Origin of the sequence: Alkalicella caledoniensis, assembly GCF_014467015.1 — a bacterium.
GTDB lineage: Bacteria > Bacillota > Proteinivoracia > Proteinivoracales > Proteinivoracaceae > Alkalicella > Alkalicella caledoniensis.
The window spans coordinates 3,118,943-3,140,832 of the sequence record NZ_CP058559.1; the positions used below are offsets into that span (position 1 = coordinate 3,118,943).

The 21,890-nt window shown below is 35.9% G+C and carries 18 protein-coding genes and 1 pseudogene; 15 read left to right on the top strand and 4 right to left on the bottom strand.

Translation table 11 applies throughout. The annotated features are described in order from the left end of the window. The first annotated feature begins 67 nt into the window (after positions 1-67). The 7 genes from hisS to pflA all read left to right on the top strand — a co-directional run bounded on the left by hisS (position 68) and on the right by pflA (position 8,127). Positions 68-1,354, top strand: coding sequence for a histidine--tRNA ligase (gene hisS / locus HYG86_RS15190; RefSeq protein ID WP_213166417.1), 1,287 nt, complete (start codon positions 68-70; stop codon positions 1,352-1,354). 17 nt (positions 1,355-1,371) lie between these two features. Further along, on the top strand, positions 1,372-1,587 hold the full coding sequence (locus HYG86_RS15195) for a YdbC family protein (protein WP_213166418.1): 216 nt from the start codon (positions 1,372-1,374) through the stop codon (positions 1,585-1,587). A gap of 252 nt (positions 1,588-1,839) precedes the next feature. Further along, positions 1,840-2,370, top strand: a complete 531-nt coding sequence (locus HYG86_RS15200) for a GNAT family N-acetyltransferase (RefSeq protein WP_246451815.1) — start codon at positions 1,840-1,842, stop codon at positions 2,368-2,370. Positions 2,371-2,501: 131 nt separating this feature from the next. Further along, positions 2,502-3,368, top strand: coding sequence for a DegV family protein (locus HYG86_RS15205; protein WP_213166419.1), 867 nt, complete (start codon positions 2,502-2,504; stop codon positions 3,366-3,368). A 119-nt stretch (positions 3,369-3,487) separates the two neighbouring features. Beyond that, a protein-coding gene (locus HYG86_RS15210) for an IS3 family transposase (RefSeq protein ID WP_425489227.1) occupies positions 3,488-4,821 on the top strand; the annotation gives its coding sequence in 2 pieces (ribosomal slippage) (positions 3,488-3,869 and positions 3,869-4,821; 1,335 coding nt in all). Between the two features lie 334 nt (positions 4,822-5,155). Beyond that, positions 5,156-7,378 (top strand): formate C-acetyltransferase, encoded by a 2,223-nt coding sequence (gene pflB, locus HYG86_RS15215; RefSeq protein ID WP_213166420.1) that lies wholly within the window; start codon positions 5,156-5,158, stop codon positions 7,376-7,378. A 2-nt stretch (positions 7,379-7,380) separates the two neighbouring features. Further along, positions 7,381-8,127 (top strand): pyruvate formate-lyase-activating protein, encoded by a 747-nt coding sequence (pflA, locus tag HYG86_RS15220; RefSeq protein ID WP_213166421.1) that lies wholly within the window; start codon positions 7,381-7,383, stop codon positions 8,125-8,127. Positions 8,128-9,331: 1,204 nt separating this feature from the next. On the opposite strand, the gene HYG86_RS15225 is transcribed toward pflA, so the two are convergent. Next, the gene (locus HYG86_RS15225; protein WP_213169124.1) at positions 9,332-10,711 is read right to left on the bottom strand and encodes an ISNCY family transposase; all 1,380 of its coding nucleotides are present in this window, start codon (positions 10,709-10,711) and stop codon (positions 9,332-9,334) included. 305 nt (positions 10,712-11,016) lie between these two features. Here HYG86_RS15225 and cshA point away from each other — a divergent pair, with 305 nt between their 5' ends. The 5 genes from cshA (at position 11,017) to HYG86_RS15250 (ending at position 15,918) form a co-directional block, all read left to right on the top strand. Beyond that, positions 11,017-12,516, top strand: coding sequence for a degradosome RNA helicase CshA (gene cshA, locus HYG86_RS15230; protein WP_246451819.1), 1,500 nt, complete (start codon positions 11,017-11,019; stop codon positions 12,514-12,516). 156 nt (positions 12,517-12,672) lie between these two features. Beyond that, positions 12,673-13,086 (top strand): bis(5'-nucleosyl)-tetraphosphatase, encoded by a 414-nt coding sequence (locus HYG86_RS15235; RefSeq protein ID WP_213166422.1) that lies wholly within the window; start codon positions 12,673-12,675, stop codon positions 13,084-13,086. A gap of 192 nt (positions 13,087-13,278) precedes the next feature. After that, positions 13,279-14,850 (top strand): HD domain-containing phosphohydrolase, encoded by a 1,572-nt coding sequence (locus HYG86_RS15240; RefSeq protein WP_213166423.1) that lies wholly within the window; start codon positions 13,279-13,281, stop codon positions 14,848-14,850. Positions 14,851-14,989: 139 nt separating this feature from the next. Then, complete coding sequence (locus HYG86_RS15245) at positions 14,990-15,580, top strand: cell wall hydrolase (protein ID WP_213166424.1); 591 nt, start codon at positions 14,990-14,992, stop codon at positions 15,578-15,580. A gap of 101 nt (positions 15,581-15,681) precedes the next feature. Next, positions 15,682-15,918: a hypothetical protein gene (locus HYG86_RS15250; RefSeq protein WP_213166425.1), complete on the top strand. Its 237-nt coding sequence runs from the start codon at positions 15,682-15,684 to the stop codon at positions 15,916-15,918. Between the two features lie 83 nt (positions 15,919-16,001). On the opposite strand, the gene HYG86_RS15255 is transcribed toward HYG86_RS15250, so the two are convergent. Next, entirely contained in the window at positions 16,002-17,105 is a 1,104-nt protein-coding gene (locus HYG86_RS15255) for a zinc ribbon domain-containing protein (RefSeq protein ID WP_213166426.1), read from the bottom strand. An 11-nt stretch (positions 17,106-17,116) separates the two neighbouring features. Beyond that, positions 17,117-18,259 (bottom strand): SPFH domain-containing protein, encoded by a 1,143-nt coding sequence (locus HYG86_RS15260; RefSeq protein ID WP_246451821.1) that lies wholly within the window; start codon positions 18,257-18,259, stop codon positions 17,117-17,119. A 200-nt stretch (positions 18,260-18,459) separates the two neighbouring features. Between HYG86_RS15260 and HYG86_RS15265 the strand changes: the two genes are divergently transcribed. After that, positions 18,460-18,618 carry a hypothetical protein gene (locus HYG86_RS15265; RefSeq protein WP_213166428.1) on the top strand — a complete coding sequence of 53 codons (159 nt, stop codon included), beginning with the start codon at positions 18,460-18,462 and terminating at the stop codon, positions 18,616-18,618. A 45-nt stretch (positions 18,619-18,663) separates the two neighbouring features. On the opposite strand, the gene HYG86_RS15270 is transcribed toward HYG86_RS15265, so the two are convergent. Continuing rightward, positions 18,664-19,122, bottom strand: a complete 459-nt coding sequence (locus HYG86_RS15270; protein WP_213166429.1) for a DUF1622 domain-containing protein — start codon at positions 19,120-19,122, stop codon at positions 18,664-18,666. A 240-nt stretch (positions 19,123-19,362) separates the two neighbouring features. Here HYG86_RS15270 and HYG86_RS15275 point away from each other — a divergent pair. Beyond that, positions 19,363-19,887 (top strand): annotated as a pseudogene (locus HYG86_RS15275) (peptide-methionine (S)-S-oxide reductase MsrA); the annotation flags it as partial. A gap of 147 nt (positions 19,888-20,034) precedes the next feature. After that, the gene (locus tag HYG86_RS15280; RefSeq protein WP_213166431.1) at positions 20,035-21,729 is read left to right on the top strand and encodes a M3 family oligoendopeptidase; all 1,695 of its coding nucleotides are present in this window, start codon (positions 20,035-20,037) and stop codon (positions 21,727-21,729) included. Positions 21,730-21,890 lie beyond the last annotated feature (161 nt).

The window sequence follows — 21,890 nt, forward strand, 5'->3', positions numbered from 1 at the left end:
AGAATTGATTCTTAGCGTCTATTGTTAAAGGGCTTTTCAATGAATGTACAGTGTGGAGAATTTTCCTTTGGAAAAGAGTGATTGGATTTTTCCCTCATTTATTGAAATAATAAACATGAACTACATAGAGAAAGGAATTGGTTTTATGAAATTTAGTTCACTGCCTCCAAAGGGCACTTTTGATGCAGTTCCAAAGGAAATGGAACTAAGAAATTATGTAACTGAGGTTATCAGTAATACATACAAAGCCAGGGGTTTTATGCAAATTGAGACTCCTATGATAGAAAATCTAGACCTTATAACAAATAGTGATGGTGGTGAGAACCTACGCCTTATCTTTAAGATTCTAAAAAGGGGAGAGAAGCTCTCTATTCCTGAAGGTACAGAAGTAGATGAAAATACCCTATGCGATTTAGCCCTTAGGTTTGACCTGACTTTACCTCTGAGTAGATTTTATGCAAAGAATCGTAACGACCTTCCATCACCCTTTAAAGCTTTCCAAATGGGTTATGCCTTTAGGGCAGAGAGACCACAAAAGGGTAGATTTAGACAGTTTATTCAGTCTGATGTAGATATTATTGGAGATAATAGTATTTTCGCTGAGATTTCTGTACTCAAAACTGTATCAAAAGCTTTAAATGAGCTAGGTTTCGGCAATTCAACAATTAAGATAAATGATAGAAGGCTGTTAAGGGAAGTAATTGAACAGGCTGGATTGGGAGAACTCTTTGAAACTGTTTGTATTACATTAGATAAATTAGATAAGGTTGGAGAAGAGGGAGTAAAAAAAGAGCTTTTAGAGAAAGATATAGCCCAAGGAAAAGTTGAGGAACTTTTGGCATCTCTTATTAGCCTAAAAGAAGAAGGTCTTTCCAAGTCAAGCAGCCCTTATGCTATAGAATTAGCACAAATTATGGAAGCAGTGGGGCGGAATTTCAAGATAGAATTCGACCCATCTTTAGTAAGGGGAATGGGGTATTATACGGGACCAATTTACGAAATTGTCAGTGATGAGTTTAAAAGTTCCATCGGTGGAGGCGGTAGGTATGATAACTTAATGACTAAGTTTCAAAAAGAACCTATCCCAGCTGTTGGTTTTTCCATTGGCTTTGAGAGGATTGTTCAAATTTTAAATGATAGAGGCTTTGAGATTCCTAACAAAGGGAAAAACATAGCATTACTTGTGAAGGATATAGGGAAGTTTACTGAAGCAGAAACTTTGGCAGAACAACTTATAAAAAAAGGTAATGTAGCATCAATTTTTTCCATAGAGGGTGTTAATCCCAACAAAATCGGCAAAAAGATAAATTCCTTTGAAAAGCAAGGGTTCGATGAGGTTCAGGTTATAGAATAAGAAGGAGTGGACCATAAATGGCTGAGATAAAATACGAAATTGTTAAGCATATAGGTGTGCTGTCTGAGGGAAGTAGAGGATGGCAAAAGGAGCTTAATCTTATAAGCTGGAATGAAAGATCTCCTAAGTACGATATAAGGGATTGGGCTCCGAATTATGAGAAGATGGGTAAAGGGGTTACTTTGAGCGAAGAGGAAGTTACAAAGCTTAAAGAGATGCTGGAACAAATATAAAAACGCTCTTCTAAAAATCTGTTTGGCTGATGTGTTCTCAATTTTAGGTTGTCCAATTATGGAAGATCAAAATGTGCTAGCAATATACAGTAGCATTTTGTAGTATTTTTAGAAAAATGTATGTATTTGGGATTTTATTGGTCTTCAGAATGTATCAGTCCACTAGATGTAAGAGGACGCCCTCTCAGTCCCTTTGATAATTTTCTCGCATTTTAGTATACTAAAGTGGAGAGTAAAAGGAGAGGTGATTGGGTGTTAGAAGAATTACAAGTGCAAGTTGAAGAAAACCAAAGCTTAGGTTTCGAAACTGAGGACATCAAAGTATGTTTGGTTCAAGATTACGACCCGAAGCTACTAGATGATTTGGTCAACTTTGGACTAGATATTTTTGGGGATCTAGGTATGGATCAGTGGGGATTAGTTCCACAGATTAGACATGGTAATGTATATGTTCTTCAAGATAACGAAGATATAATCGGTCTTGCTATATTGATGAGGGACTGGGACGACACTGATAAATGCTACTTATTTGATTTTGCTATCAGCCCTAATTTACAGGGAAAAGGCTTGGGGACTTACTTCCTTCAAGCTATTATTTCAAACATGGAAGAACAAGGTTTTAGCAAAATGAGCCTAACCGTTGACACAACAAATAAACCAGCTATTAAGCTTTATAAAGATAAGATAGGATTTGATATAGATCATTTTAGTAAAGATGAGTATGGTAAAGGCCATGATAGATATATCATGGAGTTTGATTTCAATAAAGAAGATGTAAACTAAAGAAACGGCCGTTGGTCGTTTCTTTAGTTTACGAGAAATAAGCAATACTTTTTTCGTTTTAAAGGAATTATATTAATTATAGCGAATAACCATTTATATAATTAATTTCAAAATAGTAAGGGGGCTTAATTATGACTATTAAAATCATTACAGATAGTGCATGTGACCTACCTAAGGAGCTTGTGGAAGAGCTTGATGTGGAAGTAGTACCTTTATTTGTCCTGTTAAATGAAAAGGAGTACTTAGATGGGGAGACCATTCAATCCAAAGAAGTACTTGATGGAATGAGGGAAGGAAAAGTATTTAAAACTTCTCAAGTTACACCGAACATGTTTTATGACTGCTTCGTTGAATATGCCCAAAAGGGACAGCAGTGTGTATACATAGCATTTTCCTCAGCCTTGTCTGGAACATATAATTCAGCTTTAATAGCAAAAGAAGAAGTTATAGATAAATACCCTGATTTCCAGTTAGAGATAATAGATACTAAATGTGCTTCCATGGGATTTGGTTTAGTTGTTTATAAATCGGCACTTTTGGCTAAGGAAGGTAAGAGTGTAGATGAGATAGTAAGGGCTACTAAATTTAATGCTGAACATATGGAGCACATATTTACCGTGGATGATTTGGAATACCTATATAGAGGAGGCAGGGTAAGTAAATCTGCTGCATTTATAGGTGGTATTTTAAACATTAAGCCCATATTAAATGTGGAAGATGGTAAGCTTATCCCCATAGACAAAGTTAGGGGAAGACAAAAATCCTTTAAAAGGATGATTGAGCTAATTCAAGAAAGAGGAACTGATATGTCAAATCAGGTTATAGGCATTAGCCACGGTGATGACATGGAGAGTGTAAACAAGTTTCGAAAAATGATGGAGCTTGAGTTCGGGTGCTCGAAATTTATAATAAATAATATAGGGTGTGCTGTAGGAGCTCATTCAGGGCCAGGTACATTAGCGATATTTTTCATGAACCAATTAGAAAATAATAGTTAAAATAAAAACAAGAACTGGCTAGTAAAATGTACCCTATAGAGTAGACAAGAAAAAAAAGTCTACCCTATAGGGTATTTTTATTTATAATAAAGTAAATGAAATAAGTTGAGGTGGTATTTATGAGTAAAAAGATCTTCACAAATGAAGAAGTGGATATATTATCAAAGAATCCCTATGTTAAAAACGTTAGTATTAAAGGTATTACTTATACTGATGAGTTTAAACGTATATTCATCATAGAATATCAAAAAGCAAAATACCCAAAAGAAATATTTGAATCATGTGGATTTAATATAGAAGTTCTTGGTTCAAACCGCATTAGCTCAGCCGCTAATAGGTGGTGTAAGGGATTTAAGAAGGATGGGCTTAACGGATTAACTGATACTAGGAAAGGCAATTCAGGAAGACCTAGTGACAAAGAAATTTCCCTTGAGGAAAAATACAAACGCCTTGAGGCAGAGAATAACTTACTCAAAGCAGAGAATGAATTACTAAAAAAGCTCGAAATGATGGAAAGGGGGCTAAAAAACAAGAGATAAAACTATCTGCAGAGGATAAGTTTATACTTATTAACTGTATCATCTCAAAGTACAAACTCACTAATATGCTTAGTTATTTGTGTAAAGCAACTGGTGTTTCTCGTTCTGGCTACTACAACTATTTTTCGTCAAAATCTCAAGATCTAAGGGAAAAGCTTAATAGGAAAGATGAATTATTAAGAAATAATATTTTAAAAGCTTACAAGTTTAAGCGCAGGAAAAAGGGTGCTAGACAAATAAAAATGACCTTAAAGAATCAGTTTAAGATAATCTACAACTTAAAACGAATAAGGAGAATTATGAAAAAGTACGATATTGTTTGTCCTATACGCAAAGCCAATCCATACAGAAGAATGATGAAGGCTACTATGGAACATAGAGTATTACCAAACCTCCTAAATAGAGAATTTAAACAAGAAACACCAGGCAAAGTATTACTGACGGATATAACTTATTTATCTTATGGCCAGGGTAAAAGAGCATATTTATCTACAGTCAAAGATTCTTCGACGAATGAAATTTTAGCTTACCATTTATCACGAAATATACAACTAGAGATAGCTATTGAGACCATACATAAATTGATGCTTAATGAGGGCAATAGTTTAGCACATGATGCATTTATACATTCAGATCAAGGCTGTCATTATACAAGTCCTATATTCCAGAAGTTACTCCAGAGATATGGATTAGGTCAATCTATGTCTAGACGAGGCAATTGTTGGGACAATGCTCCTCAAGAATCATTCTTTGGGCACTTCAAAGATGAGGCACATCTAAAAAAATGTAATACTTTTGAGGAGCTAAAAAACGAGATTGGCGATTATATGGATTATTATAATAAGTATAGATGTCAATGGGGATTAAAAAAGATGACTCCTGTACAATACAGGAACCATCTTCTTGTAGCATGACTTTTTTTAAATTGTCCTTTACATAGGGTACATTTTATAGCCCGGTTCTTGTTTTTGTTTAGTGGATGTAATACTATCTCTTGTCAAAAGTGACAATAGAGCTAAGGATTGATTTTAACTATCCCAGAATACTATTTAATGGCGTTTTATGTGATTTTTATCACTTGTCTGAAAAGTATAATATAACAGTTACTGTAACAGAAATGATACAGATGCAAAAACTATTGTAGTATAGCTGGTAAATGGGACAACAGGTATTGTAATTTAGAGGAACACATTATATAATACAAGTAAATACTAATCTAATCAAAAATTCTCTAGGAGGTCGATATATATGAGAAACGAATGGAATGGGTTTGTAGCTGGTAAATGGACCGAAAATATTGATGTAAGGGATTTTATTCAAAAAAACTATTCGCCCTATGAAGGCGATGACGCATTTTTAGTAGCCCCAAGTGAAAAAACAAAGATACTTTGGGAAAAAGCCACTGAACTTTTAAAAGAAGAGATCAAAAAAGGTGTAATTGATGTTGATACAGAGACTGTTGCTAGTATAGCTGGGTTTAAACCTGGATATTTAGATAAAGATAACGAAGTAATAGTAGGTTTTCAGACCGATGAGCCATTAAAAAGAATTGTAAACCCATATGGTGGTATCAGAATGGCCACTTCAGCTGCTGAGAGTTACGGGTATAAAGTTAACGATGATATTGTAGAGACATTTACTAAATATAGAAAAACCCATAACCAAGGTGTATTTGATGTTTATACACCAGAAATGAAGCTTGTTAGAAAAGCTGGTGTTGTTACAGGACTACCTGATGCATACGGTAGGGGGAGAATCATTGGTGACTACCGTAGATTGGCCCTTTACGGGACAGATTTTTTAATTGAAAAAAAGCAGCAGGAACTTGCAGAACTTACAGGGCCTATGCTTACTGAAACCATTAGACTAAGGGAAGAGCTATTCGAACAACTAAAAGCACTTCATGAAATGGTAGAAATGTGTGAAAGCTATGGTTTTGATGTTACTAAACCAGCTAAGGATGCTAAAGAAGCTGTACAATTCGTGTATTTTGCATACCTTGCTGCAATTAAGGAGCAAAATGGTGCTGCAATGTCTCTAGGGCGAGTAAGTACTTTTTTAGATATCTTTATTGAAAGAGATATTAAAGCTGGTATTATTACCGAAGAAGAAGCTCAAGAGTTGGTTGACCAATTCGTTATGAAGCTTAGGCTTGCAAGACATTTAAGAACACCGGAATATAATGACCTTTTTGCGGGGGATCCAACTTGGATTACTGAAACCATTGGAGGTATGGGTGAAGATGGAAGGACACTGGTAACTAAAAATAGTTTCAGGTTCTTATATACCCTTGTAAACTTAGGACCAGCACCGGAGCCAAACATGACTGTACTTTGGTCACAAAGCCTTCCAGAAAAATTTAAGGAGTTCTGTGCGAAGATATCTATTGAAACAGACTCTATTCAATATGAAAACGATGATCTAATGAGGCCAGGTTTTGGTGATGATTACGGTATTGCGTGCTGTGTATCTGCCATGAGAATTGGAAAGCAAATGCAGTATTTTGGTGCAAGGGTTAACCTAGCAAAAGCTCTTTTATATGCTGTAAATGGTGGTATAGATGAGAAGCTAAACATACAAGTAGCTCCAAAGATGGATATACCAGATGGAGAATACCTTGATTATGACGATGTAATGAAGCGATTTGAAAAGGTTATGGAGTGGCTTGCAGAAGTTTATGTAAACACTGTAAATGTAATTCACTTCATGCATGACAAGTATGCCTATGAGACCTCTATGATGGCACTACATGATAGAGATGTGGAAAAACTTATGGCATTTGGTTTAGCTGGTCTATCCGTAGTAGCAGATTCTTTAAGTGCTATCAAATACGGTAAAGTAAAGCCAGTTAGAAAAGATGGGATTGCAATAGATTTTGAAACAACAGGTGAATTCCCCAAATTTGGTAATGATGATGAAAGGGTAGATGAAATCACCGTAGATGTAGTTACAAAATTTATGAATGAACTACGTAAACACAAGACTTATAGAAATGCAAAACATACCATGTCCATACTAACCATCACTTCCAATGTTGTGTACGGTAAGAAAACAGGAACAACACCAGATGGTAGAGAGGCGGGGGAGCCATTTGCACCAGGCGCTAACCCTATGCATGGAAGAGACATAAACGGAGCTTTAGCTTCACTGAACTCAGTTGCGAAGATTCCATATGCAAACTGCATGGACGGAGTTTCTAACACATTCACAGTTGTACCTGAAACTTTAGGTAAGCAGATGGACCAAAGAATTTCAAATTTAGTATCTATTTTAGATGGTTATTTTGTTCAAAATGCTCACCACTTGAATGTAAATGTATTGAATAAGGCAACCCTAGAAGATGCCATGGAACATCCCGAAAAATATCCATCCCTAACCATCAGAGTATCTGGATATGCTGTAAACTTCAGCAGGCTATCTAAGTCCCAACAGCAAGAAGTTATAACAAGGACTTTCCACGATAGGATCTAGAAATGACTACAAAAGCTTGGGTACACTCCATTGAAACTATGGGGCTTGTGGATGGACCAGGGATAAGGACTGTGATTTTTCTTCAGGGATGTAAGTTGAGATGCTCATACTGTCACAATCCCGATACTTGGAAAATGAACACAGGTAAAGAGATGACAGTGGCTGAGCTTATAAAGATTGTTAAAAGATATAAAGTATATTACAAAAAAAATGGTGGCGTGACAGTTTCCGGTGGAGACCCTTTACTGCAGCCAGAGTTTTTGATAGAGTTTTTTAAAGCATGCAAAGAAGAAGGAATCCATACGGCACTTGATACAGCTGGGTATGGTTTTGGACAATATAAGGAAATACTTCAATATACTGATTTGGTTTTACTAGATATTAAAGCAGTGGATGAAAGCAGTTACAAGAGTATCACATGTGCAAACATGGATAAGTTTTTAGAATTCCTTTCTGAAGTACAAAATCAAGATGTGGATATATGGGTAAGGCATGTTGTTGTTCCTAAGTTAAATGACTCTGAACAAGAGATAATTGATTTAGCCCACTTCATAAATGACTTGAAGAATGTTAAGAATGTAGAACTACTACCTTACCACACACACGGAGTGAAAAAGTATAAAGAACTTAATATTAAATATCCATTAGAGGGTGTGAAACCATTAGATGAAGACAGATTCGTATATTTGAACAGAATTTTCGCAGACCACCTAAATATGGGTCATACTGGATACGAGAGAATTGGGTAAATTAAAAACAGGGCACATGCCCTGTTTTTGGTTTACATTTTTAGCTTAACCACTACTTTTCACTAAAAAGCTCTACACTATTAAAAGCAAACTTTAAGGATCTGTGGCTAGGGTTTGATTTAGTTATTAGTTTATAGAAAAAAGATCCTTTAGATCATAGGGAAATAATATTATTAATTAGTCACAGGCCATATACTGCCAAGATTTTTACACGGCCTAAACAAGCTACATAATTCTGTCCCTCACGGAAGGGCTTAAGAATTTATCCGTGAAAATCAGTGTAAATCAATGGCTAAGCCCTTGAATTGCTATTAGTTATTAGAGATCATAAAGATCATGTAGATCTGTGGCTAGGGGTTTAAAGACATAGGATTAAAGGCTTATAACCACTACTTTTCACTAAAAAGCTCTACACTATTAAAAGCAAACTTCAAGGATCAGTGGCTAGGCTTTGAATTGCTATTAGCTATTGGAGATCATAAAGATCATGTAGATCTGTGGCTAGGGGTTTAAAGACATAGGATCAAAGGCTTATAACCACTACTTTTCACTAAAAGGCTCTACACTATTAAAAGCAAACTTCAAGGATCAGTGGCTAGGGTTTGATTTAGTTATTAGCTTTTAGAATAAAAAAAATCCTTTAGATCATAGGAAAAAATATTATAAGTTAGTCACAGGCCATATACTGTCAAGATATTTTACACGGCCTAAACAAGCTACATAATTCTGTCCCTCACGGAAATGCTTAAGAATTTATCCGTAAAAATCAGTGTAAATCAGTGAAAACCGTGGCTAAGCCCTTGAACTAGCTTTTAGCTATTAGTCATTAGCTTTTAGAGATCAAAAAGATCATGTGGATCTGTGGCTAGGGTTTGATTTTTTATGCATTTATCCTATAAACACTGTCAACCATTTTTGAAAATGTCCTAAAAAAGTCTTAACATAAGCACCAGATTTCTGGTGCTAAATTCTAAAAACACTTTTCAGAATAGTTATGCTATTAACTTTTAATACTGCGACAATCTGTTGTTGTTCATGGCTTTCACAAAAGACAGTTGTAGCCGATGCTTCAGCTTCGGCTGACATTCAAAATGAACAGTATGATGGTAGGACTTTGTACTCGCCGTAAAACAAAAAGGCAGTGCCTAGAATGCACCTTGTTTTTGCGTAACTTTAATAAACCTAGTGATTTCTAAGATTCTTGCTAAGCTATGTTGTTCCTATGTAATTGCTTTTTTAAATATCTTTCAAATGATGCCTGTTTCCATGGGTGACTCATTGGAGGAATATATTTTTTCTTAGGTTTCTCAGGAAGAGTTGCTAGATCAAATGCTTTTGAAGAGGGTTTATGATGTGGTAGCAACTCAAGCAAATAAACCTGTTCACCAATACAGCAGTAAATGTCCCCATCAAAGGCTTTAATGACCATAGCTGTAGTACCCTTACGGTAATGCACTGCAACTCCATAAGCATTAACAGGCAGATAATACTCATTATGATATTTAATACAACTCCCATTATCAATTTTTCTAGAAGAAATTACCGCCAGTGTTAGATTGATTTTATCATTATCTGGTTGCGTTTCGAACACAGATTTGATACTATCAATAGGTAAAGCGAATCGCTTGTTGAATTTTTTTATGTAGGAGTAAAGGAATTTGTTTGCCTCCTCAATTGAGGAGACACCTCTCAAGCGTAGCTCTACGACTAGGCGGGATTGAAGAGTGCCAAATACTCTTTCAACCCGCCCTTTTGCTTGTGGAACGCTAGATGTCTGAATGTCGATTCCTAACTGCTTACATGCATATCCGAACTGAGTAAATGTATCTTTTTCAACTGAAGCTTCTTTTTTCTTTTCGTATTTTCTTTTATACTCAAATACAGTGCGATTATCTGTAAAAAACTGATAAGGGATTCCATAGTTAGTTAGGACCTGATTAAGAACATTGTAGTAGCCTTTTAACGTTTCCTGCTCATCAAAGTAAGCGCCTAACATTTGCCCTGTGGCATCATCGATTGCTACATGAAGGTGTGTTTTTATGCCACCAAACCACTCATGCATGGAAGCGTCCATTTGGAGCATTTCTCCAAAGTAAGCACACCTAGGACGCCTAGGATGAGAGTCCTCTATATCTAAAATGGAGCTTTGAATGACAGCTGCCTTCTTCATAGATTTAGTTTTAGCTTGAAGATCCTTTAGTTCTTTCTTCAATGCTTTCCTAGAAGATCGTGTTGCCATTGGCGAAAGGATGAACTCTTTCCTAAGAATAGAAGTAATGGTACCGACAGATACTTTGATGTCTTCCATCTCATTAAGAAGCTCTGAAAAATGGGTTAGATTACAATCATAATACTTAGTGCGGTATAAGTCTAAGATTAACTTCTTGGTATCTTCAGATAAGGTTATTGAAGGTTGCCTACCACGGTTTCCATGAATGAAAAAAGCTTTACCTTTTTCTTTATACCCTTTGATTAGCCTACTGATATGCCTAGGTGTACACCCGATTTTAAGGGCTGCAGTTTTCTTGTTGCCATTAGTTTCTACCAACTTTTTAATTATTTCATATTTCTGATTCTCATCCATAGTTAATATCACCTTTCTCATCTTGTCCACCTCATTTTTATAGTCATGAGGGTATTATAATATATGAATCACTTTTAGGACATAATCTTTTGTGGTATAACTAGACATTATCATATATGAATCATATTTTTTATGCATTTATCCTATAAACACTGGACAAACTTGGAAAGTATGGTATAATTAGATGTTTGAAAGGCTATTGAAGTTAAATTATTTGTAAATAGATTATTTTAGTGACTAAATTAATTTGTTTTAGGATAAATTAATTTTAAAATGGAATATATTTTTAGAAGGAGTTTTGCAAATTGAAAACATTTAATGATTTTGAGTTAAAAGGTAGTATTTTAAGAGCTATACAAGAAATGGGGTTTGAAGAGCCCACACCCATTCAAGGAGAAGCTATACCCGTTGTTCTAGAAGGAAGGGACTTAATAGGACTTGCCCAAACAGGAACTGGTAAAACAGCAGCCTTTGGTTTGCCTATGTTAAACAGCTTTGATCCAAATTCAGGATTTATTCAAGGTCTTATTCTTTGCCCTACAAGGGAACTTGCAATCCAAGTTGCTGAAGAGCTTGGCAAGCTTGGGAAATTCACTGGGAACAAAATACTTCCTATTTACGGAGGGCAAGACATTGGAAGGCAGATTAGAGCATTAAAGCAAAGGCCATCCATTGTAGTAGGTACACCTGGAAGGGTAATTGACCATATAAATAGAAAGACCTTGAGAATAGACCAATTAAAAATGGCTGTTCTTGATGAAGCAGATGAAATGCTAGACATGGGCTTTTTAGAGGATATTGAGACAATCCTAAGTGAAACCCCACTGGAGAAACAAACACTTTTATTCTCCGCAACAATGCCTAAACCTATTGAAAAACTTGCTGATAAGTTTTTACAAAACCCCCATAGAATTTCTGTGGTTCCAAAACAGACAACAGCTCCACAGATTGCACAATACTATATTGAATTAAACGAACACCAAAAATTTGATGCTTTATGTAGATTGTTGGATATCGAAGGCTCTACTTCAGCCATTATTTTTGGTAGAACAAAAAGACGTGTTGATCAACTGGCTGATGCTCTAAATAAAAGAGGTTACCAGGCAGAAGGGCTACATGGTGACTTAAGTCAGGCACAAAGAGATACAGTAATGAGAAAATTTAGAAGCAATCAAGTAGAATTATTAGTTGCAACAGACGTGGCTGCCAGGGGACTTGATGTTTCAGGTGTAACCCATGTATTTAACTTTGACCTGCCACAAAATTCAGATAGTTATGTACACAGAATTGGGCGTACAGGAAGGGCAGGAAACATTGGAAAGGCATACACATTTGCAACTTTCAGAGAAATGGGCCACCTACGCTACATTGAATCAACTGTAAAAACTAAAATTCAAAAATTACCTATACCTACATCAACGCAAGCTATTGAAGGCAAGCAACGAATCGCAGTAGACAAAATTGTTAGTCTGATAAATGATGTTGATTTGACTGAGTACACAGGTACAGCTAAATCACTTATTGAAGAGTATGATGCTGTAAATCTAGTAGCAGCTACTATAAAACTTTTATCAAGAGAAACAGTAGAAACTGAGATTAACCTTACTCCTGAACCTCCAGTTCATAGCAAAAAGAACCAAGGATCTGGACAGAAGAAAAGTGGCTACGGCAAAGGTAGAGACAACAGAGATAACAGGGATAGATATAGAGGACAAAGAAGAGAAGGCGCTAAAAGTAGTAAAGATAGTGGCGGATATAAGGGTAAGAAGGATAACAGAGACTATAGAGGACCTAAAAAGAAATAAAATAAAAACACGAGGAATTATTTCCTTGTGTTTTTATTTTTTTTATAGAGGAATTTTCCTTTTTTTAACGAATATTAAATTAAGGTTTATTTAAACATTGCTAGGATAAAAATAAATATTATAGCTAATTGTAAAAAAGTAAGGGGAGAAAAATATATGAGATATGAAAAATCATGTGGTGCTGTTGTATTTCGTAGAGAAGATAAAAAAGTCAAAATTTTGCTACTGAAACATATAAACGGTGGACACTGGGGGCTTCCTAAAGGTCATGTTGAAGAAGGTGAAACAGAGCAAGAAACAGCTGTAAGGGAAATTCTCGAGGAAACAGGACTTAAAGTTTGTGCTCTTTACGATGAATTTAGATATGAGATGGAATATTCCCCCGTGGAAGGGATTATGAAAAAGGTTGTATATTTTGTTGCTGAAGTACAGGAAAGTCAATTTAACCATCAAGTTGAAGAAGTTGAACAATGTATTTGGGTAAACGGTGACGAAGCATTAGGTCAAGTAACTTACGACAACACCAAAAAATTACTTTCAAAAGCATTAGATTTTATAGAGAAGCTATAACCCGAAGAGAGAAAAAGTGAAAATTTTCTCTCTTGTTTATTTTTAATTACAAACTTCTTATTTTAATATTCTAAAATGTAATATATTTGTTACTTACAAATGTTGACAAAAATTGACATGATGATAAAATAGCAGAGGGAAAAGGATAAGTTATTTTTTTCTTAATCAAATTGATCTTTGGGAGGAAGGAAATTGAGGAAGAGGAACAAGGGGATTCTTATTTTTTACATTTCTATAGTTATAATAATTATAATGCTTGCACTGCCGTTGGTTTTTCCGCAAATGCGATCTAACCTTACTTCAACAGACAAGGCTTATTTAAAGAACCTAGGAACAATAGTTGCTGTTGGAGACGAGGCTTATCCTCCCTTTGGTTTTGTGGAAAATGGACAACCTGAAGGGTATGAAAAAGACTTAGTGGAAGCTTTTTCAGAAGTGTTGGGTATTGAGATTGTTTATAAGCCAACCCTGTGGGTAGAAGCACAGGAAACTTTGCTAAAGGGTGATGCCCATATACTTACTGGAATGAGGATAACTGCAGATCGCAAAGAAGAATATGATTTTACAGACCCTTACTTATTGACTTCTTTCTCCATAATAACCCCCCATGATATAAGTGGTATAGAAGGATTAGAAGGAAAAAGAGTTGTTGTGCAAGAAGGTTCAAATACAGTTAGAGTTTTAGATGATGTAAATACAAATATAATAACTGTTCCATCACCTTTAGTTGCCTTGGATTACTTAAATAAAGGTTTGGCAGATGCGTGGATAGAGAACCACCAGGTTGCAACTTATTATCTCAATAAATCTACAGAAGCTACTTTTACCATCCGAGATAACAACAACCCAGATTCTACATTCTATAGGGTAATCTCCCTTCAAAATACTTCTGGTGATTATGCTATAGCTGTGAATAAGGATTATATACGCCTCACAAGAATTTTAAATAAAGCCCTTTTACAACTTAGAAATGAAGGTAAATTAGATTCTTTAGATTTAAAGTGGTTTGGTCTGACCATGGCTAGGGACACTGGAAATAGTAAGATGTGGCTAAGCATTTTGCTCTTATCCTTTGTTTCTTTAACAATAGGATGTCTTTTGTTCAGTTATAATGAGATACTTCGTTATAATGTAAACCAAAAAACAAAAGAGCTAAAAGATCAGAATGACAAGCTTACCAACTTTACTTTAAATACCGCCCAGGCATTTGGAAAAGCCATTGAATTTAAGGATATATATACAGGTGGTCATAGTCAGAGAGTTGCTGAAATAAGTAATGTAATTGGAGATAAAATCGGGTTGGACAAGGATATATTATTTCAACTTTATTTAGGTGCTTTAATCCATGATGTGGGGAAGGTAGGTATCCCAGATGAAATTTTAAAAAAACCAGGAAAGCTCACGGATGAAGAGTATTCGATGATAAAAGAGCATCCAAAGATAGGTGACAATATTCTAAGTCATTTGGAGGATTATCAGTATATAAGGCAGATTGTTCTATACCATCATGAAAGATATGACGGAAAAAAAGATGGGAATTTCGCAGCTTATCCTGGTAAATTGAAGGGGGAGGCCATTCCCCTAGCTGCAAGAATTGTTTCAATAGCAGATTCATATGATGCAATGACCTCTGATAGGCCATATCGAAAAGCCCTTGATAAAGAAGAGGCAAAGAGGAGAATTTTATCTGATTCTGGAAAGCAGTTTGATCCTTATTTAGTAAGTGTATTTATGAAAATATTAGATCAACATAAGGATATTTAAGAAAAACTTGACAAAAATCCCCAAAATGATAAAATATTAGAGCAAATATATAAATTAGACTTTAAGAAGAATTAAGTACTTTTAATTCTTCTTTTTTGTTTGAGAAAGAATAGTACCTGCATTTCAAAGGAGAGATTAAATGATAACTATAAATAAAAAGCTTTTTTTAGGTATCCTATTATCCTTAGTTGTTTTTGTATCTTCATCAGTAAGTTACATAACAGCCATGGGTTGGAGGCCAAATTTTAGTCCAAAAATAGAAATGAAAGTAGATTTTTCAGATGTGGAAATTGACCCTAGAACACTAGAGACTTTTTTTGCTTTAGAGCATGATTACCAAAAGGAACCACTGGTAAATGGTCTTTCAATTGCAGAAATAGCTCTACTTGAAAAAATCGTTATGGCAGAGGCAAAGGGGGAGCCACTATTAGGACAAATTGCAGTGGTGAATGTTATTTTAAACCGGGTTAAATCCCCTTGGTATCCAGACAATGTGAGGGAGGTTGTATATCAAGAAGGTCAGTTTAACCCAACATGGGACGGTTCTTTACAAAGGGTTAAAGGCATCGATTCATCTGTGAAAAAAGCAGTACACCAAGCAGTTAATGGGTACCAAGCTGTACCAGGAAATACTTTATTTTTCTTAAACGAAGAAATAGCAACAGACTTTACCATTCCTAATACAAGGACTTTTCATGGAAAAATAGGAAATCATAGCTTTTATAGATAGACTAGGAAAACCTTATTTCAAATTTTCAATCATTTTATTGAAAAAGTAAATTATTATTGTTATGATAAAAGAAAGAGTATAACAGTAGGGGGGAGATTTTATTGGGTTTTTGGATGTGGTTTGTTAGAGCGTTATTTCTATTTACTATTGCCCAAGGGTTTTATTCACTTAAGTATCCTGGGAGAATAAGATATTTATTTCTTAGGATGTTCAGGGATGTGGATGAGTCGGTGGTGTCTGAAGAACAGAGGTTTTATTATTGGATTTATAGTTTTTTTGCAATAGCTGCTGGTTCAATACTCCTTTACTTTACTTTTGTACTAGACGCAGTACATTAGTAATGGTTGGTAGTAGTATCATGTTATAAGAAAATCCTCCAGTTCGAATTTGAGCTGGAGGATTTAAATGATTTTGGAGTAACTTAGCTAAATATATTTATTAAAAATACAATCAGTGCCACAAAGCCTACAACACCACCTATGGCTCCAACAACTTTCCATGGGCTTATAGGGGCTTCGCCCTCGACTCTACCTGACTGACCATTTACCATAAACTGATATAGTTTGCCTTTATAGGTATAAGAGGATATCCAAACTGGCAGTAGTAGATGTTTAAATGTTATGTCATTGTACTGAGTTTTTATACTTAACGCCCTAACCTCATCTGCAGCAATTTGGTTGGTAACCCCTGACCTGATGGAAGAGTCAATTTCCTCCCTAGCTGCACTCCAACCTTCCTTAAGACCAATACTGTACTTTTCAGTTATGAAGCCTGATAAAAACTCTGGTTTATAGTGTACTAACTCCTTTAGGTTAAAAGGCTGTACCTTGTTAATTATTTTATGATTTACATGGGAAGAACCATTTATTAGTACATCATCAAAAAAACTACTGTAGTTACCGCTGGTATGCCTCCAGCGAGTCTTTCGAACCTGTCGAGTGACCTGTTGTTGCTTGCCATCTCTAGTAACCCAGTGGGTCTCTGTTACATAGTAATAGGTTCCTGCCTGGGCTGTGTAGCTAGAGAACGTTTGTGAGTCATAGGTCCAATAGGGTACATAGACCCCTTCAAGGCGGTGGGATATATATTGGTGTTTCAATGCATTAGGAGCAAAATGACGTTTTTTAATCCATTTTAAAAAGCTTTTTTCAGCGTCCTTTTTTCCAACCCTAAAAGGAATGAGGGTTTCAGGTGCGATGCCAGAAGAGCATTTGTTATCTTGTATAATATGGGATGATCCGCAAAAGGGACAAAACTGAGAGGCTATGTTGGAGTCTAATACTGTGTCAGCTCCACAACTATCACAGTGAATAACCTTCTTTTCTGTTCCCCAATCTGGGGTGGCATTTTCTAGGGCAGAGCGAAAGCAATGCTCTTTAATATCTTCCATTTCCTTTTCGATATCAATTTTGTTGTCACAATAAGGACAAACCATTGATTGCTCACTGGGTTTAAATTTTATATTGGCTCCACAGGATGGACAGGGAAACCTGTCCGTAGCTGTTCTTACTGCTGTGTTTTCCATTGATTCACCCCTTAGGCCTTAGTTCCGCACTCGGGGCAGAATTTTGTATTGGGTTTTAAATCTTTACCACAGCCGCTACATTTAAGCTCCTGGGCACTTCCACAATCAGAGCAGAATTTGGCTCCTTCTGTTAGTTCATGACCACAACTTACACATGATGTTTTTGGTGACACCATGGTATTTCCACAGGAGCTGCAAAATTTGGCTTCCCTTGGTACTTGAGAGTTACATTTTGAGCAAGTTGTAGTATCAGCTTGAGGTTTAGAAGGTTGGCTTTGACTTTGGTTGTTTCCAACTTGCATATTTTGTGACATGGCTTGGGCCATCACCTGACCAAGGCCAGCTCCGGCACCTAGTCCCACACCTGCTCCAGCTAATCCCCCACCTTCGTTTTGAGCAGCATCACGTATTGCTTCAGCTGCCTGGTATTGAGTATATTGTTGCATATTGCCAAGGACACCCATTGATGTTCTCTTATCCATTACTTTTTCTACCTCTTCAGGTAAAGAAATATTTTCAATAAATAGTGAAACCAACTGTAATCCAAGATTTGAAAAACGTGGTTGTAAAGCGTCTGTGGCAGCTTCACCTAGCTCGTTATAGTGCATGGCTAAATCCAAGGCAGGGATTTTGCTTTCCCCTATAAGATCTGTTATTCCAGACACTAAGGAACGTTTAAGCTGTCCAACTATACTTTCAGTATCAAAAACTCTATTTGTCCCAAATATCTCCTTAAGGAAAGTGGATGCATCATTGACTCTAAAGGCAAAAATACCAAAAGCTCTAAGCCTTATCATACCAAACTCTGTATCTCGCATCATTATGGGATTAGATGTTCCCCACTTTTGATTGGTGAATTGCTTAGTATTCACAAAATAAACCTCGGCCTTAAAAGGAGAATTGAAGCCGTACTTCCATGCTTTAAGCTTAGTTAAAACTGGCATGTTCTCAGTGGATAACTGGTACCTGCCTGGCTCAAATACATCGGCGATTTGTCCTTCGTTAACAAAGACTGCAACTTGAGATTCCCTAACAGTGAGCTGAGCACCCATCTTTATTTCGTTACCCTTTACAGGGAATCTATAAACCATGGTGTCAGTGGTATTGTCAGTCCATTCAATAACTTCGATTAGTTGACTTTTAATAAACTTCATTATCATTTTTATTACCTACCTTTACATTTAAAATTCTATATAGAGATACTTATTCTAACAAAGTACAATAATTTCCTGCAACGGGGAAAAAAACTTAAATACTCAACTACCTAAACCTCTGTCTTATGAAACTTTGACTTTCATCTGTATACACGATATCATAAACTTAAATAGAACAACAAAACAGAAGGTGAGTGCAATTGGATAAAAAAAAGGATACTAAAAAAAAGCTAACTAAGGAAGATTTGAAACATAAGGAATGGAAGGACTTTAACAAAGGGCAGCAAGAGGGTAGGTACAGTAGTAACGAGAATATAATGTATCAAGGTGATGTAAAGGGGAAAAAATGGGGATGGTAGCAAAACAAGAAAAGGAAAGCCAATGGCTTTCCTTTTTGAGGGATGTTACATATTTTGTGTTTCGTTAAGTGATGGGTTATGGGTGTTAACAAGACCTGTTTTGCTATCAAGTTCTTCTTCTTCTTTAACCATTTTGATACTGTGATGTACTTCCCAACTTATTAGCACTGAAATAATAACATGTAGAACAATAATTACTCCTACTATAGCTAAATCTTTGTATTCCCTTATGGTAATCAAACGGAATATCTCAGCTGCTAGATAAAACTGAAGTCCCATGGCAATACCACGGCCTAAGCGTATTCTAACTTCTGTAGAACTTTTAGTAAACTTTAAGCAGAAAAATTTATATAGTGCTACAATACCCACATAAACTATAACTAAGGCTCCCATTAGTTCTAATACTACAATAAGCACTTTGGTTAAATCCAAAACAAAATGATGCAGTAATTCATATAGTGCTCCCACGGTAATTCCTTCTTTCTTATTGTATTTAATTTCCAACTAGTTATATTCTAGTTGGTTGTGAAAAAACCTTCAAACTAATATATTAAATTTGTGTTACAAAGTGCTTGTTTTTAATCAGTACTGTTTATAGTAGCATTTTTTAGTAAAGATGTAAAAGGAATTTTTTGAGAAATAGTTTATGGGTTAAGTATTTTGGTAAGTATAAATAAAAAGGAGTGAGTGATTATGGAAAAACTTAAAATAGCAACTTTTGGATTAGGCTGATTTTGGGGGCCAGACGCTCAGTTTGGGCGTTTAGAGGGAGTAGTGAGAACAAAGGTAGGTTATGGTGGAGGTAAGAAAGAAAATCCGACATATGAGGATTTAGGGGATCATACGGAAACTTTGCAGGTAGAGTTTGACCCTAGTATGATTTCCTATGAAGAACTTCTAAAGAACTTTTTTTCATTCCACAATCCCACACGACAGGCCTTTTCGAGACAGTATATGTCTGTTATTTTTTACCACGATGATATCCAAAAAGATACTGCAATTGCCACTAGAGATGCATTTGAACAGGAAAAAAACATAGAGATAATTACGGATATAGTTCCCTTTACTAACTTCTACCTTGCTGAGTTTTATCATCAGAAATATTATCTACAGGCTAACGGTGAAGCTATGGATTATTTAAAGGATATCTTTAAAACACTCCAGGAGTTTCTAGATTCTCCTGCCATAACAAAGATAAATGGAGAAGCTCCATACAGTGAAAGGGAAGGGGAATTGATGGAGAGGATAAAGAGAATCATTAACAGCTAGCAAGCGCCTTGAGCGCTTGCTTTTTAGTATTCTTAGACCTTGTGACACATCCTAAAAAGTTTAATATGGAGTTAATAAATAAATTGAAGGTATTTAAGGCAATATGGAGAAATAAGCTATATAATGCTTTGTCAGGAGGGATATAACATGAAGTTTAGTGAATTTACGTATCAAAGACCAAATATCCAAGATGTTGAGGAAAGTTTTAAGGGATTGCTAGAACAGTTCAACGGAGCAAGTAATTTTGAGGAACAAGATGTCATAATGGAAAAAATCAATAAACTGAGAAGTGAAGTTGAGACCATGGGGCAGATAGTTTCCGTAAGACACAGTATCGATACAACCGATGAATATTATAAGGAAGAACAGAATTTCTTTGATGAGGTAGGCCCCCTATATCAAGGTATGGTCACTGAATATTATGCAGCGCTTATAAACTCTAAATTCCGTAATGAGCTAGAAGGGAAATGGGGTAAACAATTATTTGGTATCGCTGAGCTGACACTTAAAACCTTCAAACCTGAAATTATCGGGGATCTTCAGCAAGAAAATAAGCTAACCACAGAATATCAAAAACTCCTTGCTTCAGCTAAAATCAATTTTGAAGGTGAAGAGCTAAACCTTGCTCAGTTAGTTCCTTTCCAACAATCCACTGATAGGGACATGAGAAAGAGGGCCAATGAAGCGAGATATAACTTCTTTACAGAAAATGAAAGCAAGTTTGACGAAATCTATGACAAGTTAGTAAAATTGCGTCATAAAATTGCAAAAGAGCTAGGATATGATAATTTTGTTGAATTAGCTTACGCTAGGTTAAACAGAACTGATTATAACTCTGAGATGGTGGCAAACTTCCGTAAACAGGTGGAAGAGTACATCGTACCTGTTGCAAGTAAGCTAAAGGAACGCCAAGCTAAGCGTATCGGTGTAGATAAGTTGAAATACTACGATGAAAGATTTAGCTTTAAAACTGGCAACCCAACACCAAAGGGGGATCCAGAATGGATACTAAATAACGGTAAAAGAATGTACCAAGAGCTGTCGCCTCAGACACATGAGTTTTTCACTTTTATGGTTGAAAATGAACTTATGGATCTTGTTAGCAAAAAAGGAAAGGGTCCTGGAGGATATTGTACTTATATAAGTGAGTATAAATCTCCATTTATATTTTCTAACTTCAATGGTACCGCTGACGATATTGATGTGTTAACACATGAAGCAGGCCATGCATTCCAAGTTTATGAAAGTAGGGGATACCAAGTACCTGAGTATGGGTTCCCCACCCTTGAAGCTTGCGAAATTCACTCTATGAGTATGGAGTTCTTCACTTGGCCGTGGATGGAGCTTTTCTTTAAAGAGGATACAGATAAGTACAAGTTTTCTCACCTAAGTGAAGCCCTTATATTCATTCCATATGGTGTAACAGTAGATGAGTTCCAGCACTTTATTTATGACAACCCTGAACTAACTCCAGCTGAGCGTAAGCAAGCATGGAGAACAATTGAGAAAAAATACCTTCCACACAGAAACTATGATGGAAATGACTACTTAGAGCGTGGGGGATTCTGGTACCAGCAAGGTCACATTTTTGGGTCACCATTTTACTATATTGACTACACCCTAGCTCAAATATGTGCATTCCAGTTCTGGAAAAAGTCCAATGACAATAGAGAAGAAGCATGGAGTGACTACTTGATACTATGTAAAGCAGGTGGAAGTAAATCCTTCGTGGACTTAGTTAAGCTTGCTAACTTAAAATCGCCATTTGAAGATGGTTGTGTCAAATGGGTAATTGATGATATAGAAGGTTGGTTGGACTCTATCGACGATACTAAGCTATAAGATACTTAAGTGCCATAATCTCACTTTGCTACTTCAATAACCTAACACCACCGAGGTATACCCTCAACGGTGTTGGGTTATTTTTGCGCCTGGGATGTGCAGATTTTGAGAGCCTTGGGTTGTTAATAAAAAAAAGGTAATTTCGCTCTTATAAAGAATAT

Bases quoted from the DNA above. Each gene is read 5' to 3' on its own strand.
- pflB (WP_213166420.1), top strand. From the start codon at position 5,156: ATGAGAAACGAATGGAATGGGTTTGTAGCTGGTAAATGGACCGAAAAT.
- HYG86_RS15255 (WP_213166426.1), bottom strand. From the start codon at position 17,105: ATGGAAAACACAGCAGTAAGAACAGCTACGGACAGGTTTCCCTGTCCA.
- HYG86_RS15225 (WP_213169124.1), bottom strand. From the start codon at position 10,711: ATGGATGAGAATCAGAAATATGAAATAATTAAAAAGTTGGTAGAAACT.
- HYG86_RS15195 (WP_213166418.1), top strand. From the start codon at position 1,372: ATGGCTGAGATAAAATACGAAATTGTTAAGCATATAGGTGTGCTGTCT.
- HYG86_RS15205 (WP_213166419.1), top strand. From the start codon at position 2,502: ATGACTATTAAAATCATTACAGATAGTGCATGTGACCTACCTAAGGAG.
- HYG86_RS15245 (WP_213166424.1), top strand. From the start codon at position 14,990: ATGATAACTATAAATAAAAAGCTTTTTTTAGGTATCCTATTATCCTTA.
- HYG86_RS15280 (WP_213166431.1), top strand. From the start codon at position 20,035: ATGAAGTTTAGTGAATTTACGTATCAAAGACCAAATATCCAAGATGTT.
- HYG86_RS15235 (WP_213166422.1), top strand. From the start codon at position 12,673: ATGAGATATGAAAAATCATGTGGTGCTGTTGTATTTCGTAGAGAAGAT.
- pflA (WP_213166421.1), top strand. From the start codon at position 7,381: ATGACTACAAAAGCTTGGGTACACTCCATTGAAACTATGGGGCTTGTG.
- HYG86_RS15260 (WP_246451821.1), bottom strand. From the start codon at position 18,259: ATGAAGTTTATTAAAAGTCAACTAATCGAAGTTATTGAATGGACTGAC.